The following is a 19,704-nucleotide window of genomic DNA, read 5'->3' as shown; positions in this document are numbered from 1 at the left end:
CTTTCTGAAACCCGTTTTCAAGATGTCTCCGATCAACTTTTAAATAGCATGCGAGTATGAGATTTATTTTTACCATTAATTTTGAACGAATCTGTTTTGCTGCGCTCGATGTGCTAGGACCTTAGAACGCATAATACTAAAAATTGGACAAACGAATAGCATTCGTGCTACAGGAAATGATAGCTGCTACACTAAACAAAAATGATTTGCTCACTATTAGAGGCTGTTACAGCTGAAACCGTTGTTAATTTTCTTTCTAGCATATTTGGCGTAGCGCTAGGCGCTGCTCTGGCGATCTTTGGTCAACATCGCTTGAATTTAGGGCAAAGAGCACAGCGAGTCGAGGAGGAGAGAGCAAAGATCGATCAGACTCGCTATGCTGCTTTAGTTGAGGCTCAGGTTGCACTGTTTCGTCAGGCAGAAACGATTATGCAACTAAAAGGAGATTTATTGGACCATGAGGACTTTCAAGCTGGGCGGGAATCCTATGGCTTATTGCCTGCATACGAATCTGTGGTGAGCGCTCCAGCTATTGAACTAGGAAAGGTGGCATTTTTGGCGCAAGGAAACAAAGGAGATCATGTGGATGCAGAGCTATTGCACGACATCCTTTTGGCTCAAGCCTCCTATGAAAATACACGTTTAGCTATCGTGAGGCACAATAAACATGAAGCATACATTAGATCTGAGTATCCTAGTGAAATGGTAGATGGGCTGGTTCGTTTTCCAATGTCGCCTGACTCATTCGATGCTCACATTGCGAGAGATTTAGTTGATAAGCTTTACGAGCTTTCCCCGCTTACAACACTAGTGTCCAAAACAGGTTTTGAAAAATAGCCTCACTTGCGTCGTAATAGGTTTGATGAAAAAGAATAACCTAACGCAAGGAGGCTATCATGAACATTGGCACGAGTAGTCTATTCAGCCAACTACTTTCTTTAGTGGATCGTGACGATTTTCGTCGATTGGTGCGCGATACAGGCAGCCAAGCTCGCAGCAAGGGCTTCGGAAGTTGGGACCACTTCGTTTCAATGCTGTTTTGTCAGCTAGCTCAGGCTAAGAGTCTGCGGGAGATCGACACCGGCTTGAGAAGTTGCGAAGGCAAGCTACAGCATTTGGGGATGAATGGTGCTCCGAGGCGATCAACGCTTTCTTATGCCAATGCGCATCGTCCACATGAGCTCTTCGAAAAACTGTTTTACCAGTTGCTGGCTAAAGTCAGTGAGGGTGCACCGAAGAAAAAGTTTCGCTTTAAGAGTAAACTCTATTCGCTCGATAGCACGGTGATCGACTTGTGCGCTTCAATGTTCGATTGGGCAAAGTTCCGTTCCACTAAGGGCGCCGCCAAACTACACCTGCTCTTGGATCACGATGGCTGTCTTCCATGTTATGCTAGGATAACTGAGGGTAAAGTGGCCGACGTGACAGTGGCCCAGCAGCTCAAGCTGCCAAAGGGCTCATTGGTCGTTATGGATCGCGGTTATACGGACTACTATATGTATGAGCGTTGGTCCGCTGAAGGCGTAGGCTTCGTCACGCGCCTGAAAAAGAATGCCGAGTTTTATGAGTTCAAAGATTATCCTGTAAAGCCGGGTGGCGTCGTCGTTTCTGATCATACCGGCCAGTTCAATTGCTTTGAGGCGGGAAGACGAATCAAAGGAACCTACCGCAAGGTTGTCGTTTGGATTGAAGAGAAACAGCAGCATATGGAGCTGCTCACCAATCGCTTTGATCTGAGTTCGGCCACGATTGCAGAGATCTATAAACAGCGCTGGCAAATCGAATTGTTCTTCAAGGCCATTAAGCAAAACTTGAGAGTGAAGACCTTTGTCGGCACCTCCGCCAACGCAGTCAGAATACAGATTTGGACAGCACTGATCGCTATTTTGCTGATCAAATACCTCCAGTTCAAAAGCCGCATGTCCTGGGCGCTCTCAAATCTGGTCGCTCTGTTACGCTGGAACCTCTTTACGCACAGGAATCTATGGAAGTGGATCGATGATCCGTTCATGCATAGCCACCCGCCGCCAGAGGATGAGTCATACCAGACCGTTTTGGACGGCATCGCCTCAACTTAACCCAAGCATCCTAGGCATACTTCTGAAAAGTCACCTCAATCACTTCTCAACACGCTAAAAATCAAGGCATCTTACCGAGGAATCCTCTGTTTTGGACAGCAGTGCGCTTACAATTAAGCAGTGCCTAAGCACTTCTAATAAAATTGCGGCTCACGTCCAATCATTGTATCCTGATGCAATGCCTTTAAAGTTCAATTTGGAGGTTAAACGATGAACCGAGTATTCTACAAATTCAGGAGTCATAGGAATGGCGAAGATCTCGCTAGGACTCTGCGGATCATCTCAGAGGGCCAAATTTATGCGACTAAGTTTCGTGAGTTAAATGACCCCGCTGAGGGAGACTTCAAGATGGCTGACGGAAGTGCCGCAGATCTTGAAACTCGTAAGGTTCTCCATACGCAGATACGTGTCGTGTCCTTGTGCCGGTTTTACTCCAATGCACTGCTATGGAGCTATTACGCAGACTCCTATTCAGGTGTCTGTCTCGCAATTTCATTCCCTGATGATCATCAGCCGGAGAGTGTCATCTACAATGCGCTTCATGACAGTATTGTGCCCGATCGTTACGCGTATGGTCATGCCGAGGCGGCTAAGCGACATGCTCGACGCAAACTCGATTATTGGAAACACGAACTCGAATACCGCGTCATTAAACTTGCGAATTCGGAGGAGGATAAACTCTTTGTTCCTTGTACCGTTCACGGTGCGCTTTTTGGAGTCAACACTCCAAAGGAAGATCGCTCTGCGATCGAAGATGCAGGGAAAAGTGTAAATCCTGATTTCTTTACCGACGAAGTTGAGCTAAGCGCAGGCTTTAGTCACCCTTGCTTGGGAACTGGGCTCGGAGCTCATCCTAGGGCGAGGAATAATCCTTGGTGGCTGAGTGATGGTGGAGGTCCTTTATTTAGAACAGATACAAACAAGTGCTTTAAATGCGACGCACCTGAAATTGGAGACCTGAAAAATGGTTACTTCCTCGAAGAGCATTTACTTAAGGAAGTGGACGCTCCAGATTACAAGCTGAAGGCGAACACCATACTGCTCTGTCCGAGTTGCCACAGAAAGGCCCATATTGATCGAGACTTTCTAAGGCATCTTGGAGGAAATCGATGAAAAATGAACACTCAATTCGTATGCCACTATATGGAACGTTTTCATGTGTATAGTCTCAGCATGGTACGTCAGCTAGGGCTACCATTTATTGTGGCCTGCTTCATTCATGCTCCGAAGGATGAAAGAGGCATGTCGAATGGAATCTTGCTCCGTAGTCACATGGCCGAAGCGGGCGAGATTCCCTAGCAAATTAATTCATTTTGCCTCATCTACTCATTTGCTTGTTCCTGCAGACAGGCATCCCATTGGAGTGCAATTTGTTCGGTCGACAGAATGCAATCAGACATTACCTTAGAGTGGAATTGATCGACTTCAATGAATGGCCACTTCACTCAACGGACTGAAACGGCTGGCCTAGCAAGTAGGAAACGACTTTCAAGGCGGCATCGTCTTTTACGACGGCAGGTCCGTTCTGCCCATCGACAAAACACTCAATCTCTGCGCCGTTCCAATTTCCAAACTCTGGGAATTATAGGGCTTCGTATGGTTGAACGCCGCCGACGTGAATTGGGTGAGTGACAATTCCGACACCGCAGCCAAAGACGGACCCAAAGTCGCCTTTCTTTGGGGTGGCACCGAAGCGGGCCAACTCAATGGTAGCTATATCAAATTGCCCGCCCATTTTTCCGGAAGCATTCATAGTCGCGGCACACAGTTCGGTGCCGTTGTGATTAAAGGACAGCTCACTCACGCCGCAACGGATGAGCCCTTAGCGCCTGGCAGTTATTTCAGCTCTAAGGAAGCGACATTGCATCAAGTGCAAACGAACGAGAGCGAGGTCGTCCTGTATGTCCGCGCGAATGGCAAATACGACATCGCTGTGGAGTAGGGGATCCAACAGGAGCATGGACACTCTATGGCGTCGTCACGGTGTATTCGATATTCAATGCTTCGGCGATTTCGATTAGGGTGTCGGCGTGGTGGCCGATGCCTAGGGCGAAGTGGTGAGTGGGGCCTTCGGTGCACCAGCGCTTGAGGAAGGTTCGCACGTCGGGCTTGAAGACGCCGTGGGTGTTGGTGTTGCCGGTGGGCGGGATGGGACGGTCGGCGGATTCGCCTTCGGCGATGATGAATTTGAATTTGCCTGCTGCGGTTTGCCCGATGCTCAGCATGGTGATCGGGCCGGTCTTGATTTGGAATTCCACGCCAGCGCCGCTGCCGGGTTTGCCGTGGTATTTCTTTAGACTGCGAATCACGGGCTTGTTGGCGGCGATGTTGATGTGGTGGGGGCCGTCATGGCCGACCAATACGCTGTCTTGTTGAAAGTCGATGGGGTGGAACTCCGCGAAACTGCCGCCGATGTCGAGGCGGTCCATGATCATCATGGCGATACAGGTCTTGAGGTCGTACTCGCCGCACATGGGGAATCCGCCACCGGTTAGGAGTGAGTTGGCGACGATGAGATTCGTCACTAGCGTGCGCAGCTCGGATCCGGGCTTGGCTTCGTAGTAGTAGGCAAAACCGTCGATGTTCTTGTCCTTGATCAGGCCTTCCAGCGCGACGCCTGCTTTGGCGGCGTTTTCCAGGTCTTGATCGGTTAGCTTTTCAGTGAGCGGATCGGACTTCGGATCGGGGGTGTCGAAGAACTCTAGAATTTGCTGTTTCCAGCGTGCGACGGCTGCTTGGTCGGGGGATTCGTAATGCTTGAACAAATCCTCGGGCTCCACGGCCACCACGTGTGGGCCAAAGCTGGCGGTCAGCGCGGTGGGATCGGTGTGCATGTCGAGCATTGACTCCAGCACGTGTCCCATCAGTCCGATGCGGGAGGTGCGCAGGCTGTGGAGCACCTTGGCGATGCGACACCATTTGTTGATTTCTTCCAGTGCGATGGGGTCGTTATTCTCGTGGCCGAGGATGACGGGCGGAGCCTTGCGTCCGAAGCGAATGGCGACCCCAGTGAATTCCGGGACGGAGCAGAAGTCGTCGTTGCAGAGCTGCATGTAGGTGGTGCCGTTCGGGTAGTCCATCGCTTCCAGCGGTTGCAACGCGACCAGTACGATGGGCACATTGATCTCGCGACAGAGCACGCCGAAAGTGGAGGAGGTGCCGTAGGTCGCCATGTCGACGAAGAGCAGGTCGATATCGGCTGCTTTGATTGTCGGGATGGCGTCATAGGCGACCTGTGCGTTGTCGATCATGCCGAAGTTGGCCACCTCGACTTCGTTGTTTTCAATCAGGCCTTGCAGCACTCCGATCTTGCGGTGTATCTCGTCGAGCAGTCCGTCGAACTGAGGCCAGTAAATGTGGTGGCCGATGCCGAGTAGGCCAACGCGGGCCTTGAGTGGTCGGATGCGTGCAACGGAGGGTGCAGCGTTTGTGTGCTCGGATGTATTCATCTTAAGTCGTCTCGTGATTGGATGGATTATAAAAAGGATTCGCCTACGCGATCGGCTTATACCACAGAGCTTCGATTTCGCGTGCAGCGTCTTGGAGGCAGTCCAAGCTGCGTTCGAACTGTCCCTTTTTCTTCATGCGCAGGGTGGGGGCGCTGGCGCCGATACTGGCCGTGACTTCGCCCCAAGGATTGCGGATCGGAACGGCTACGGCGCTGATGCCTTCGCAGCATTCGTCGATGGTTTTGGCATAACCTTGCTTTTCGACGCGTGCCAGCTCGCGGCGCAGTGCATTGGCATCGACCAAAGTGCGCGCCGTATACGGTTTCAGTTCGGTCTGTTTTAAATAGGTGCCTAGGTCTTCTGGCGATAAGGAAGCGAGCAGCACTTTGCCAAAGGCGGTGCAGTAGGACTGGTCACTCACGTCTTCAGGCTCCCGCGCCCGCAGTGCTTGAGTGCTCGGAATATAGATCAGGTTGACGATGCGCCCATGTTCGATGGCACCCAATAGAACGCTCTCGTCCAGTTGTTCGGCGACACGATGCACTGTGGGACTCGCCGTTAGCGTCAGAGAGTTGCGGAAACTTGGATGTCGGCCCAGTTGCATGACGCGCATGCCGGGGGTGAAGACTTTGCTCTCAGGATCCTGTTCCAGATAGCCCTCGTCGCAAAAGGTCCGCGCGATGTTGTGAACGGTGGCCGCATTCAGACCGAGCTTCTTCGCCAGCGCACGCGTGCCGATTCCCTTTCTGGAGGTATAGACGGCTTCCAGTAGGTTTAAGCTTTTGACGAGTGTGCTGACGGATGGCATAGTGGTTTAATATAAGTAAACATATGTTCTGGTGTTAATCGATAAGAATGCATCTAAGCATGCGCTGTCTAGAGCTATTTAGATTTATGCATTCAATCTTGTTTATTATATCTTAACGATGTGGGGCAGTCGACGCGGCGGCTAGCGTCGTTGCATGAGCCTAACGGATCAGTATGTTTCACACTATTGCTCAATTCAGAATGCAGGGGCTTCACTTGCTGCGGCCTGCATAGCTGAAAGCGACGCATGGGTGAAGCCCGCCGAAGCATGGCTCAAAACTGCTGCGGTCGTCACAAGTGACGCCCCTACGAGAAGGTGCCTGTCTTTGATGTGGATGTGGCGAACCCACGGCTGTAGCTCTTGCCAAGAGGTCAATGGAGATCGTCCGAGCTTTTTCCATGTATGGTGCGAGTCCCAGAGTAGACCGACGTTTTTTTTTGGGGGGGGGCTGAAGAAAAATTATTTGCTATTCAATTGTATGCGCGCATGCAGGCGCTGGGCCATCATTTCAAAGCCAGCGTCGTTGGGATGCACGGCGACTCGGTCGAAATATCGTGGATCGTGGTCAATGAGTTCCGGGCCCTCGATGAGGTGGAGCTTGGCGTCGCGACGCGATTGGATGATGTCTCTGAGAGCCTGTCGGTATGCGTCCAGTGGGATGTTGGCGCGCGCGGGTTGCCAGCTCGGGGGCACCCAGAGTGGGGTGATCAGGTAGACCGGGAGATCCGCTTGATTCTTGCGTAAGTTGTCGAGGAATTGCTCCATGTTCTTGCGGAAGCTGGCGATGGGGCGTCCGCCTTGTCAGTCGTTGACGCCGATGAGTACGGTCGCAAGATCGGGGCTGAGTGAGGCGATGAGCTTGGCATCCTCTGGGGCGGAACTGCGTCCACCGTAGCCGGCGTTGATCAGTTCCCAATTCTTTTGCTCCGCGAGTCGGTAGGCATAACTGCGGTCGACACGACTGGAGGTGAAGCCCTGGGTGACGGAGTCGCCATAGGCGACATAGCGCAGTGCGCGCTTTGAGGTGAAAGTTTCGAGCGCTGCGCCGGAGTTGAGGTTCAGACCAATGAATTCCGCGGCATCTCCATAGGGGAGGGTGAGCTCGTAATCGTGAAAGCCCACAGTGTGTGGATAAGGGAGCTCAATGGCTACGATCTCGGGGCTGCGCACTTTGGACGTGGCGGCGGTTTTAAAAGTCCACTCGCTTTCGCTGTGACCATTGACACTGTAGATCCCAACGCTGTTGCGAGCAGTCGTTGAACTGTGGTTTTCGCTGTAGTAGAGGTAGGCGGTGATTTCAGAGGCATCGGTGCGGAAGGCGATGCGCGTGCCAGGGTTGTCCCAGCCGTAGCCTTTGCCATCTAGTCGGATGCGCCGATTGAACTGCAAACTCTGGACGGGCTGACCCTCAAGGGTGCGTGTCAGGATCTTTTGGCTGACATATCCGCTGCTGTGAATCTTCGGGTGATCGGCCGGGACGGTGATTTCGGGCAGGCGGATTGCGGCATGCATACTTTGAAGGAGGGTGAGTGCCACTACTAGGCTTTTGAGGTGGGGGATTTTAGGCATTTTGAATTATGCGTTGTTTAAAATAGAAAAACGCTAATGCGAGATTCGGCTCATTCGGCGTTGATACGATTTTCAATTAACAAATTATTCGCAGATGGATCAAGCCTTCGGGATGAATTCTGTTTACTATAGCTTAACGCACGCACCCTATGAATTTGAAAAACGTCACCCTTGAATTGAGCTCAAAACCCTTTCTCGACGACTCTCCGGAGATGATGGAGCAGGTCTGCCGAAGAATGTATCGCCAATGGAAGCCTCTGACGGATGTAGCGGATCGCATCTCGGTGCTGTTGTGGATTTCGGATGGCAGTGAAATCCTGGAATTCACGGGTGACTTGCAGCAGACTTTTGAATGGGCCTACTGGTGTGGCTGCGCCAACCCAGTTCCGCCGCGCGGTGATGAGTCGGCGCGCGAACGTGTCAATACGCATCATTTTCCAAAAAAATATCGTGAAGATGCGGCTCCCCGCAGCTATGCTTGGCTCAAGGATTTGATTGCCACCATCAAGCAGGTGGGGGCGGACATGACGGACTGCGACATCCGCGTGGGCGCAACTTTTGATAATGGTCCGGAGTTTGCCCGTTCGGATTTTAAATTTAACCGCCACCGGGAAATTGCGCAGGGCAATACGCTTTATCCCGGCAGTTTTGTGACCTGCAACTCGACCCTGCACGCGGATACGCGCGCGTATGCGGCCTTCCCGGATGGGATTCCTGAAGGGACGTCACTCGGAGCCTATCTGGGAGCGCAGTTTCGGGCCTTGGCTGAGGCAGTTGGTTACGACTACATTTGGCTGTCCAATGGTATGGGCTTCGGCATGGAGACCTGGGGGATCAAAGGCGCGCTGTTTGATAAGCAGAACTTTCGTCCGGAAGAGGCCGATGCGGCCGCAGAGGCCATGTTGCAATTCTGGCGTGAGTTCACACCACAGTGGCCGGCGGATAAAATAGAGACCCGTGGTAGTAATTTCTCTGCGGGAGTGGAGCTGTCGACCGATGCGGCCCCGCTGAAGGAGCTGTACTCGGAGTATAAAATTGCGCCGCCGGTCAATTCACCCTGGGCCGCGCTGAATTTCAATACTGGCCTGGAGTTGGCCGCTTGGATGTCGCACGTGGCCGTGTTGCCGGGCGACTATTTCCCGTATCGTTTTTATCCCCACGATCCCTGGTTTATGAATAGTCCCTGGCTGGATCGCTATGGACGTGAGCCCTGGGACATTTATCTGCCGCTGAGTGTGTGTCGTTTGGATGAAAGCGGGCGTGCGCAGACTCCGAACAGTGTCGCCTTTCTGACGATTGACGATACACTCGGTCGCATGCCCGATCAAGTGCCGGACGAAGTGATTCCGCATATTAAAGAGGCCCTGCGACACGCGCCCGATCAAGCCGGTCCGCTGGTCTGGGTGTATCCTTTCAATGAATATACGGACCTAGTGCGCGGCGCAGAGTGTCGTCCTGACGTTGTCTTTAACGAAGATATGTTTCTCGGAGAGGCGATCCAACAGGGGCTGCCGCTCAATACCGTGATCAGTAGCGACAACTTTCGCCAGCTCGTGGCAGGGGGCACTGGCCAGTTTGATGCCTCCGTGATTGTGGCACCGGTGACGGCGTATGATGCGGTGAAAGGCCATATTAAACAAGGAGGGGATGTTCTCTTTTACGGAGCCTTGGCTGGGGCTCCCCAGACACTGCTGGAGCTGCTCGGTCTCGAAGTCGGGGAGGCCGTCGATGGAGAGGTCGAAATTCAGTGTATCAAAGATCTGGATACTTGTTGTGATGGCTCGTTGGCACAGCGTGCCTACGTGCACCCGCAATACTCGGCCGGTGGGCTAACGGAAGTCTTCGCCGCTGGTCGTGAGTCAGGAGCCGAAGTGATTGCTCAAGCGACGCAGGGTGCCGCTGGTGCGACACGCATCCTTGCCATGACGCGCGCCGTATCCGCTGATCAGCGAATTGGCTTTGTCCGCAGCTTGCTACCCGCGTCCGATGAAATCGATCCGAACTCCCATCACTTCGATTATGCCGCAAAGGAAGAGGCGTTTCCAGTGGAGAAACTCATGCGCGCGGTGCTGGCGAAGTATCATTGGCACTTTGCGTATGAAGCGCTGGCTCCCGACTCCATTGATCCGCGCATCTGTATTTCCAGAGAGGGGAATGGATTCTGGTATTCCATCTTTGCGCCGGACACGAGCACCTCGATTCAAACCTCGACACCCTACGGTGCACCGGTGTTGACAGAGATGGAAACCTTCGTCGCTGCCGGGCGCGCGCAATGGCATCCCGGCAAATGCTGGCACAAGGAGTGTCGCTGCTTCGTGCGGCAGGAAGCAGCCAGCGTGATCCGCTCGAAGATTCTGTTTGCCGCCTATCCGCAATATCACGATCGTCGCACTTACCACGGACTACAGGGGGCCGATGTCATCTTTTATCCACCCACAGAATATCTCGACACAATGGAGGTCGTGCACACCGCCCAGCCCGCTTCCGTCGAGGAGCTGCTCTTGCAAGAGCCTATGGCCTATGAATTGAAGACTGACGCCAGTGGAACTTACATTGAGATCAAAGACGTGACAGGGAGTTTGTCATTCTCCTGGTGATACGGGGCGACGCTTAGGCTTGGATCCTTGGGGAATGCTGAGCTTCAAGGGTGGGGCTCCAACAAGCGTAGCCTATTCGATAAAGCACTGTGATCGTCTACGAAGCGGTTCGAAAGTGCGCCAAATATTGTCTGTTATCTCTCAGAAGAATAGCTGTGTTCCTATTTATAAAAAATCGCGGTTTTTATCGCGTATGCTTAACGGCTGAAGCCGGATCGCTTACCGTTGAGTGCATATCCTCAGGTACGAGTGAGCGCTTCAGCGCTTGGGCATGAGTCGGGGGAAGCCGGCATCGCGCAACTCGGGCGCAAATGAAATGTGAAGGGCTACGTATTTTATGTAAGACTTTTCTTTGCTTTGTTGTATGCTGTGGATGCCTAGAGTATTGGACTGATTATGATGACTTCCTTACTCCATCGAATGACAGGTTCTTGGTTTTTATTGCTGATGGGCAGTTTGCTTTGTGGGCTGCTTCATGTCGGCTGCGCTAACAGTCTGTCGACGGATGCACCGATCAAAATTGCGCTGATTGGCGATTCCACCGTGTGTGAGTATCCGGCGGAGGCTAAGCTGCGGGGCTGGGGGCAAATGCTTCCGAAATTTCTTCCTGAGCATGTTGAAATCTTCAATGCGGCGCGTGGAGGACTGAGTACCAAAACGTATCCGGACTGGCTGTGGATACCGTGTTCTGGAATCGAATGCGAATTATCTTTTGATTCAGTTTGGGCATAATGATTCACACGCCAAAGGGCGGCCGGAATCGACCGATGCCGCGACGGATTATCGAGACAATCTGGTTCGTTTCATTCAGGAAGCACAGGCCGCCGATATCGAACCGATTCTGGTCACGCCTGTGCGCCGGCGCACCTTTAAGGAGGGCCAGTTGACGACTGAGCTTTCCCCGTATCGGGATGGGATGTATGCCGTGGCCGAGGCCGAAGGTGTCAAGCTGATCGATTTACACGAACTTAGCGGACAACTTTACACCGATTTGGGGGAGGCAGGCTCGGAAGCCTTTACGCCGAATTTTGTCGATCACGCCGATCGCCCCGGTTCGATGGACCGCACACATTTCACAGAAACCGGCGCGACTGCGATGGCGGCATTGGTCGCGAAAGAGTAAAAGGTCTAATAGCATCACTGGCCGAGAGGGCCGAATGAATACTAATTAAAAAATGATCGGTAGCGCAGCAGCGTCTTCGCTGCGCAAGTCAGTTTGAAGTCTTTTTTTTCGTAAGTGCGCCTTGAAGGCGCAAATGACCATTTCTTAGTCAGGTTGGCTAGCTAGGATGTCATTCTATCTTGATAGCTTTCGCGAGTAATATTTACTATTTCTGAATTTTTACAAAGTTAACTGGCGTGTTAACTTTTAGGGGAAATGAAAGAAGTTCAGTTATTCAGGTGAGCGGATGGCAGTAGTCCTGTTGAGGAGTTTATTGATTGCCTCACGGACAAGCAGGCGCAGAAAGTTACTTGGGTGCTGAAGCTCATTGAAGACATGGATATTATACCAGCTCAATACTGGAAGAAGTTGACGAATACGGACGATATCTGGGAAGCTAGAATTCAGTTCGCTTTTTCAGTAGTGATTGGCTAGCCACCTTAAAGCCCGTATCAAAAAGGTGAGGGCTTATTAGTTCCTAGTTGGTGCCTAGTGCGGATGTGTGTGTCGTGCTTGTGGATGGCTTCGGTGCGGTAATGATTTTTTGAACCATTCGGATCGTTTCTAAATGATGGATACCTTCGCCAATTTCGACCACAGCGAAATCATCGACTTTCTGGCTCTTGGTCGCTTTTCCATTGTATCGAATACCCCCCGCTCCACCGGGGAGTGGCACTTCGACTTGCGCGGTCATTCCTTGCGGAATGTAGACTGAGAGCGCGAACGGCATTTCAGGCGTATTGCGCACGCGGACTTCGACTGGGCCAAGTGGAGTTGGAACTTTACCCATCGCTCGATTCAAAGGTGATACCGAGTAGGGTCGAATCCGTGCCTTAACAAAGCCCGGTTCCATAGAATGAACTCCCAGAATAAAGCGAGGGATGAGGTTGGCGGGTGCCGCACCCCAAGCATGATTCCAGTCTTGATTCGGCTTGTACTTTTGATCCCAGGCCTCGTAGGAAATGGTAGTTCCGGTGTTGACCATGTGTTTCCAGCTACGGTCATTATCCGCCAACATTATATCAAAGGCTGCCTGTGCATTTCCGTATTCGAACAATGCTTCAATGAAATACTGAGCCGCATAGACGGAGCAGCGCATGCCGCGGTTTGCGACCCAATCTGAAACAGACTGTTGGTGTTCTTCTGGAACTAGGCCGAAGGCGAGTGGAAAGAAATTTGCGTGCGAAGAACTGTGTTCGGTGTGCACCCCGTCTAAATAGATGCCTTTTTCTTCGTCGAAGAAAGCAGCTTGAAAGGCCGCTAAGCCATTTGCGTAGAGTGCCGTGTATTCTGCCGCTTCTGCGGTTTTACCCTGTGCCTTGGCCAAGAATTCCATAAGTTTCAACGAGCGTAAGTGAAAGGCATTGATCACAGTATTTCGCTCAGTAAAAACGAACTCATCACGTTCGGAAGGGGGCCAATCCACTAGATCGGGACGCATTTGTCCGCGAACACTGTGGATCAGGTTATCCTCTCCACGTCGCTCCAACAGTAGCTTGCTCTTCGTTCTCTCATAGTTCTCTTCTAGCCACTGTTGGTCGCCAGTCTCCATGTAATCCGCGTGCAGCATAAAAACCAAATGTGAAGCCCATTCAGTCGGCCATGTGGGGTGGGTAAAGAAATGATCGAAGGTGTCACGCGCCATTTGTTTATCGTGATCTACATAATAATGGCTCAATTGATTTAGATAGGCATCTGCCTCGTAGGGAGTGCGTTCACGATCGCCATCCACATAAACACTCGCGAAAGTCGTTGCTTTGATTGAATACTTGCACAGTTCCCAAATTTGGTTGAGCAAATCGTTGGACGAGATGAAGTCCGCAGCGAAGTCATCCCAATTCTTCGAGAACGCGGACCGTCGCACGATCGAGTCACTGCTGAAGGCTGCGGGCCATCCTTCGATCTCGACCCATCGGAAAGGAAGGATCACGCCCCATTCTTCGGGTGTTAGAATCGCAGTCGCATGTGGTGGAGGCATTGTCTTTGTATTGCGTTTATCAGCTTCGGGGGCGACGACGATGGACGTTTGCCCATTCAATTCGACAGTTGCCGCCTTATAGCGAACCGACCCGGGCGGCTTGCGATTGACACCTCCATCCTTGAAGTCTTCACCGAAATGCACTGTAATCCTTCCCTCTTTGCCGGGTGCAGGTCGAAGTTCGATGTTTCCAAATGAGACTTTGCCAAAATCGACCAGAATAGTGCCATTGTCCGACAGAACTATCTCGACGGGCGACTCTTCGACCAAGTGCGCCGAGCTCGCGAACATCTCATTTGGCAGCAGTAGAGAGTAGCCCAGTATGAGGGCAACAGCAGGGGGGTGAAAAAGCTTCGAAGGCTTTAGTAACTGAGTATGGTAACGCATGCCTTTTAGAATTGTTCGGGGCTGCATCATTTAAAGTTTTACGGCCTTAATTGTTTACTTTGATCACAACTTCTTTTTCTGGCTGTGTTGCTGACCGTGCAGCGGTTATCTTGTGAGTGCCCGGTTCCTGAATCCATCTATTGGAGGCGACATCAAAAAAGGAGAAGGCTGTCCAGTGCAGTGGGATGTCGACCGTTTTAACTTCGCCGGGGTGGAGATCTAGCTTGGCAAATCCAGCCAGCTCCTTGACTGGCTGTTCAATACTGGATTCGAGGTCGGATGCGTAAATTTGGACGACCTCCTTACCTGTGACAGTAACGGTATTTTTGATCGAGACTGTAGCGATATACGGATACAAAGGGTCGGAGGATTGTTTCACTCTGAGGTCCTGATAGTCAAAGGTGGTGTAGCTCAATCCGAATCCAAAGGGGTAGCGCACATTGATATTGTTGGCATCAAAGTAGCGGTAACCAAACTCATTGACGGTATCTCGATAGTGTCCGTTCGATCCGTTGTAAGGGAGATCTTTAGCTCTGTAGGGCCAGGAGATCGTCAGCTTGCCCGATGGGTTGACATCGCCGTAGAGGAGGGCGGATATGATATTGCCGCCCTCTGATCCGGGGTGAAACACCTCCATGATGGCAGGTGTCTGCGCTTCCCAGCTGTTCATTTCCACGCCGCCAGCAGTGAAGAGCACAACGACGGTGTGCGGATTCGCCTTAACCACTTCTTGAATCAACTCCGCCTGCCATGAGGGCAATTCGTATTGCGAGCGGTCCGAGTTCTCACCCTGTATTGAAATACGACGGCCCCTTGTGGCAGGATCTTCACTTTTTAGGTCGTCTCCAATATTAAATCGTTGCCCGACGCCTACGCAGACAACAGCGACATCAGCTGCCGCGGCATTGACACGTGCCGCTTTGAAGAGGTCGGTCCCCTCTGGAGGAGGGGGCGCATAGGAGACTGCAAGTCGACCGACAAAACGCCCGCCTTTGGTTGCCGCCTCAACGATTACATCCTGCACGCCTGCCTTCTCGAAGGTGTGCCAGAATACTTTTTCGGTGCCTTCGCCAGCCTGCTCGTCCCACTGACGATAAATTTCGTGACCATTGATTCGAATGCTGACTGCGCAATGCGTGTTCACCTTGAACATATACTTGCCTGCTTGCGGGATGTCGATTTGACCAGTCGCCCGCACGCTTGCTTGGAACATATTCTTCAGTCCGGGGATGCCATCCTTGACTTTGGCAAACTCTCTTGGATCTTCAAAATCATAGACGCGATCTGCCGCTGCTGCGCTGTCGAAGACGCGCGTCGCAATCTGAGCAATTTGTTCGTGCGAGAGAGCTTGATTCCAGGTCCGTAGATCGTCTACCACGATTGCCAGCGAGCGAGCGCCGCCGACACGAGCACCACCAATGTAGTAATTAAAATCAGTTATTGGCTCACTGAGTTCAACACTAGCGAGTGGCTCACCGTTACGATAGAGCTGCAGGGTCTCACCATCCGAAACCAAAGCAACTGGAGTCCATTTGCGGTTCATGTCGTCCCAATTTTTAGTATTGAGCGCTGAATGCTCGCCTTGACGAACCATCAAGCCACTACTGCGCACATCGGCGTAGTTATTATCGTTTGCCCAAAGATGCATGAGCGCGGCGTTCGGATTTAAGAACTGCTCGTCCCACTTCAACCAGCAGGTAATCGTCCAGCCCTCCTTGGCATTTTCGATAGAGCCGATTTTGACACGTTCACGTCCGTTGGTAAGGAATGCTTTGCCGTTGATTCCTTCGGTGGAGTAAGCAGCCGGTCCAGGAACTATGTTTGAAATGTCTAGCTTATCCGCTTCGACCGAGTGGATGACGGGACCTTCCAGTTCGAGGCCGTTAAAGAACTCAATTTTGCAAGGGAAGTCGTAGGCGAACTGTGGCCATTCATTCCAATAAGCTCCATTACAGCCTTCTGACACCGTGAAGTCGATACCGCGGGCTCGGAAAGAGTCCGCGAGCGTGATGCCATAGCTATCGTAAACAGTGCTGCTCCCTTGATTCCCGACAGTTAGATCGCGATTATCAGAAAAAGGACCGATTAACGCGACTTTTTGACCTTTCTTTAGTGGAAGGGTCGAGCCTTCATTTTTGAGTAGCACAGCGCCTTCGGTGCCGGCTCGGAACATCATTTTTTGAAAGTCCGGGAAGTGGTAGCCTGAAGGAGTTTCATCTCCGAAATAGGACAAGTTTTTGAGCTTTAGCATTGTGCTTTCCATCAAGCGGGCATCAATGTCTGCCATCGTTAGGGAACCACTCTTCAGTGCTAATTCGATGGCAATTTGTGTCATTCTGCGATTGCCTGGCAATTCTGCATTGAGCCCATTTTTGATCGCCTGGGCTGGGTCGAAATAGGCACCCCAGTCCGACACAAAGAAGCCTTTGAAGCCCCACTCATTACGGGCTATATCCAATAGCAGTGTTTTACTGGAGCTCATCCATTCGTTGTTTAACTGGTTATAGCCAGCCATGATACTCCAGACATCACCTTCTTTTACGCACATTCGAAAAGCGGGCAGGTAGAGTTCTCGCAGTGGACGCGTTGGGATCGTGACATTATGCGATTGGCGACCTGCTTCCCAGTTATTCCCGACAAAGTGCTTTGCATTGGCAATTACACCTTCCGATTGTAGCCCGTGGGTAATGTGTACACCTTGGTAGCCAGTTAGGAAAGGGTCTTCGCTTGCGTATTCAGAATTTCGTCCAGCGCGGTTGTCCTTGATGATGTTGACTCCGGGGCCCCAGATTGCGTTGAGGCCGTATTCTTTTGTCAGATGTGCCCATTGTTTGCCTGCTTCAAACATCACATTCTTGTCCCATGACGAAGCAATTGTTAGGGCGGTCGGAGAGACGGGGCCATGGTTGCCATTCAAACGGTTTTCCTCGCTCTCTACACGATTCGGCGGACGCCATCCGGAGGGCCGCGGACCGCGTGGGCCGTTGGTGGCCATAAAGGGGCCGATTCCGAGTCGCTCGTTCCAGCGCTGCGAGCGGGAGCCCATCCCAGGGAGCCCTACTAGTGGTTGGATGTTTAGTTGCGCAACCTTTTCCTCCAGCGTCATCTGATCGATTAGCCAGCGTGCCTACTGTTCGAGTTGCATGTTCTCCCAGCCTTTAGGACGTAGCGGCTCGATAGTGCTTGGTGGATTGTAATCTCCAAAACAGGTCAGGGCTACGCTTGCAGCTAGTGCGTATATGGTAGAATGCGTAGTTTTTAAAGTCTGCATTGTATGTTTATGTGCTTTAGCGAGGGTAAGTGAGTTGAACTTCATTCGTATATGATTTGTCTTAAATATGGCATGTATTCAGGTCCGCGTGGGAAACGTAGGCTGCTATGGACTATCTCGCGCAACATGAGGGCCTCCAGTATACACGATCTAGCTATAGTTGGATGGAGGCGTTTAAGGACAGGATGCTGGCCTTTAACGAATACGGTCAGTTTAGTATTGATTGGCTTTGATCGTGTCTTTCGAGACTTGCACTTCGGTCCAATCTTCAATGCCTATTACGGATTTGAAGGGGGCGGTGGTGCTGGCTTCTGCGGGTGTTTCGAGTGCGGAGTAAACACTGAAGGCGGGTTCCTTGCGGATGCCAAAGGGGTGTTCTTTGCTGGGCAGTGTGCGGAGTCCGACTTTGAGTCCGCCTTCCATTGGGTGGTCGACCCAGCGGTGGTAGTGAAAACTTTCGATAGAATCGAGGGGCATGATTTTTGCCCATGTGTAAGCGATCGCGGCGGCCTTGTCCTTCATTGATTTCTGACTGTAGTCGGGCGTGTGGTAGCCTTGTTCTGACAGAACGATGGTGCGCTTTTTTTTCTTATAAAGAAAGCGGTCTTGGCTGAGGTAGGCGTCGAGAACCTCAATATTCTTAGGGGTAATCATTGGGGAGTCGAAGTAGTTAGTTGCCTTGGTATCTTCCCAGGTGCGTGGTTTTAATAGGCTTTGCGGATAGGGATGATAGGCGATCGCCCATTGGTAATCGCCGCTGACTTTGGAGTAGTCTGCCAAGCGGTCTAGTAACGCGCGGGGTGGGTAGGCTTTGAATTTGTCTGCGGGGCTGTAGTTCCAGTGATGAGTTAGCGAGATGAAGACTTCTGCCGTGGGATTGAAGCGACGGGCCTCGACGTAGGTGAGGCGCATGGCCTTCTCGTAGGTGTCCATGTAGGTGGCCATTGGAGTCTCGCCCATGTTGGTCCAGATCCAGCCATAATCGACTTCGTTGAAGACGATCCAGTGGGTGATCCAGCCATGCTCTTTGTCGGGGCGGCTGTAGCGATCGGCTAGGAAAGAGACGACGGCTCGATAAAGGTCGCTGCCTGCTTGTGTAGTGACATCGGCCATCGAGTAGATGCCGGCGCTATTGTAGTCGGGGTGCACGAGAGCCTCGGCATTTTTACCGACGAGTAAGATGGCGCTGGTGACGATGCCCATTTCGGTGAGCTGACGAATGTTTTTGTCGTGCTCGTGGACGGCAGCGGCGTTGAATTTCCAGAGCTTACCTTGGTGTGTGTATTCGATGATTTTTGATTTCGGGCCGAGGTTGATCAGGTTGCCGAGCTCGATGTTGACGGTGGATGCGGTAATGCCCAGATCGCCGAGATCGTCATGGTAAATGCCTTGTTTATAAGTGATACCGCCGAGACCTTTTTTGTTGGCAGGTCTGAGGCGCGGGATGTCGCGTTCGGCGGCAGAGCTCAGGTCGGTGGGCCACATGGCTGGGCTGAGCAGTGTCGTGGTTTCGCCGTTTGGATGCGCTTGTGCGAGTGCATAGCGATTGGCGATGCGGTCGCGGCCATCAGCCTGAAAGCGGGGGAGGTGGACCTCGTAGTCGCCATTGAGAGTGTCCGTACTTAGGATCGTGCCGTGAGTCGTATTCCACGGATCTTCATGCGGAAGATATTCGACTAAGTGGATGGAGCTGTGCGACGAATTCTGAATCGTGCCTGAAATGACGATCTGCTGGCTCTGAACGGAAATATTCGCGATGCGCTCGGGCCAATTTCCTTTGTGGAGGTAGGCTTCGATGGATTTGGCGGTGGCTAGCTTTTTTGCTTGAATGGCTTCGGCCTCGGCGGCGTTCATTTGCTCTGCTTGGGTGGGTGCGCGCAGCAGTAGATTGCGCAATTGTATTTGCGTGCCCGGTCTGCGGCCGATGTCGATGCGAATGACACTGTCTTTGGCTGTCCATTTACCTTTGGTGCCAGTTTTTAGATCAATGGAGTAGGGCTGCCATGCTTCGGCTTTGGGCAACGCGCCGCCTTCGAGTTGACGGCTTTGGCTCCAGTTGGGGTTATTTAAGCTTTTGGAATAGAAGACCTCAAGGAAGTCGACTCCGTCGGGGCAAAAGTATTCGAAGGCGAGGATATGACTGTCGTCGGAGGTTGTTGTCGAACTCTTGGAAGACAGCACAATCTGTGGGTCGTCGCCAGTGGTTGTGATTTGCAGTGCCTTGTCGGCGGTGCGCTCCACAGTCACGTCGACGTTTTTCGATAGGTCGATTGTGAGTGGGCTTGCTGCGTTGAGGCAGTGAAATGCTACGATTAAGAAGATGCTGAGGTAGGAGCGCTTATTCATTGGAGATGTGGTAGAGTAGTCAAATTAGGCATTTCTGCTAATGTAGATGGATGAAAATA

At 52.0% G+C, this 19,704-nt stretch carries 13 protein-coding genes and 1 pseudogene; 8 read left to right on the top strand and 6 right to left on the bottom strand.

Going from position 1 to position 19,704, the window contains the following annotated elements; genetic code table 11:
- Nucleotides 1–201: 201 nt before the first annotated feature.
- The 5 genes from SH580_RS05430 (at nucleotide 202) to SH580_RS05410 (ending at nucleotide 4,020) form a co-directional block, all read left to right on the top strand.
- Nucleotides 202–837 (top strand): hypothetical protein, encoded by a 636-nt coding sequence (locus SH580_RS05430; protein WP_319833998.1) that lies wholly within the window; start codon nucleotides 202–204, stop codon nucleotides 835–837.
- Between the two features lie 59 nt (nucleotides 838–896).
- Complete coding sequence (locus SH580_RS05425) at nucleotides 897–2,078, top strand: IS4 family transposase (RefSeq protein ID WP_308986873.1); 1,182 nt, start codon at nucleotides 897–899, stop codon at nucleotides 2,076–2,078.
- 210 nt (nucleotides 2,079–2,288) lie between these two features.
- The gene (locus SH580_RS05420) at nucleotides 2,289–3,191 is read left to right on the top strand and encodes a hypothetical protein (protein ID WP_319833997.1); all 903 of its coding nucleotides are present in this window, start codon (nucleotides 2,289–2,291) and stop codon (nucleotides 3,189–3,191) included.
- A gap of 3 nt (nucleotides 3,192–3,194) precedes the next feature.
- On the top strand, nucleotides 3,195–3,377 hold the full coding sequence (locus SH580_RS05415; RefSeq protein ID WP_319833996.1) for a hypothetical protein: 183 nt from the start codon (nucleotides 3,195–3,197) through the stop codon (nucleotides 3,375–3,377).
- Nucleotides 3,378–3,678: 301 nt separating this feature from the next.
- Nucleotides 3,679–4,020 (top strand): DUF4437 domain-containing protein, encoded by a 342-nt coding sequence (locus tag SH580_RS05410; protein ID WP_319833995.1) that lies wholly within the window; start codon nucleotides 3,679–3,681, stop codon nucleotides 4,018–4,020.
- Between the two features lie 25 nt (nucleotides 4,021–4,045).
- On the opposite strand, the gene SH580_RS05405 is transcribed toward SH580_RS05410, so the two are convergent.
- The 3 genes and pseudogenes from SH580_RS05405 to SH580_RS05390 form a co-directional block, all read right to left on the bottom strand.
- Complete coding sequence (locus tag SH580_RS05405) at nucleotides 4,046–5,527, bottom strand: L-fucose/L-arabinose isomerase family protein (RefSeq protein WP_319833994.1); 1,482 nt, start codon at nucleotides 5,525–5,527, stop codon at nucleotides 4,046–4,048.
- A 43-nt stretch (nucleotides 5,528–5,570) separates the two neighbouring features.
- Nucleotides 5,571–6,335, bottom strand: a complete 765-nt coding sequence (locus SH580_RS05400; protein WP_319833993.1) for an IclR family transcriptional regulator — start codon at nucleotides 6,333–6,335, stop codon at nucleotides 5,571–5,573.
- Between the two features lie 459 nt (nucleotides 6,336–6,794).
- Nucleotides 6,795–7,847: pseudogene (locus SH580_RS05390) on the bottom strand (SGNH/GDSL hydrolase family protein).
- Nucleotides 7,848–8,053: 206 nt separating this feature from the next.
- Between SH580_RS05390 and SH580_RS05385 the strand changes: the two are divergent.
- The 3 genes from SH580_RS05385 to SH580_RS05375 all read left to right on the top strand — a co-directional run bounded on the left by SH580_RS05385 (nucleotide 8,054) and on the right by SH580_RS05375 (nucleotide 11,624).
- Nucleotides 8,054–10,501 (top strand): hypothetical protein, encoded by a 2,448-nt coding sequence (locus SH580_RS05385; protein WP_319833990.1) that lies wholly within the window; start codon nucleotides 8,054–8,056, stop codon nucleotides 10,499–10,501.
- Between the two features lie 396 nt (nucleotides 10,502–10,897).
- On the top strand, nucleotides 10,898–11,233 hold the full coding sequence (locus SH580_RS05380; RefSeq protein WP_319833989.1) for an SGNH/GDSL hydrolase family protein: 336 nt from the start codon (nucleotides 10,898–10,900) through the stop codon (nucleotides 11,231–11,233).
- Nucleotides 11,214–11,624: an SGNH/GDSL hydrolase family protein gene (locus SH580_RS05375; RefSeq protein WP_319833988.1), complete on the top strand. Its 411-nt coding sequence runs from the start codon at nucleotides 11,214–11,216 to the stop codon at nucleotides 11,622–11,624. Before SH580_RS05380 ends, SH580_RS05375 begins: the two co-directional genes overlap by 20 nt.
- 517 nt (nucleotides 11,625–12,141) lie before the next feature.
- On the opposite strand, the gene SH580_RS05370 is transcribed toward SH580_RS05375, so the two are convergent.
- From SH580_RS05370 to SH580_RS05360, 3 genes are all read right to left on the bottom strand, one after another.
- Complete coding sequence (locus SH580_RS05370) at nucleotides 12,142–14,028, bottom strand: alpha-L-rhamnosidase-related protein (RefSeq protein WP_319833987.1); 1,887 nt, start codon at nucleotides 14,026–14,028, stop codon at nucleotides 12,142–12,144.
- A 46-nt stretch (nucleotides 14,029–14,074) separates the two neighbouring features.
- Nucleotides 14,075–17,074, bottom strand: a complete 3,000-nt coding sequence (locus tag SH580_RS05365; protein ID WP_319833986.1) for a glycoside hydrolase family 3 C-terminal domain-containing protein — start codon at nucleotides 17,072–17,074, stop codon at nucleotides 14,075–14,077.
- 438 nt (nucleotides 17,075–17,512) lie between these two features.
- Nucleotides 17,513–19,645 carry a DUF5722 domain-containing protein gene (locus tag SH580_RS05360; protein WP_319833985.1) on the bottom strand — a complete coding sequence of 711 codons (2,133 nt, stop codon included), beginning with the start codon at nucleotides 19,643–19,645 and terminating at the stop codon, nucleotides 17,513–17,515.
- Between the last annotated feature and the right edge of the window lie 59 nt (nucleotides 19,646–19,704).

The sequence above is a fragment of the Coraliomargarita algicola genome (genome assembly GCF_033878955.1).
GTDB lineage: Bacteria > Verrucomicrobiota > Verrucomicrobiia > Opitutales > Coraliomargaritaceae > Thalassobacterium > Thalassobacterium algicola.
Note: the sequence above shows the minus strand (reverse complement) of the source record. Positions and strands in the feature narration are given on the sequence as shown.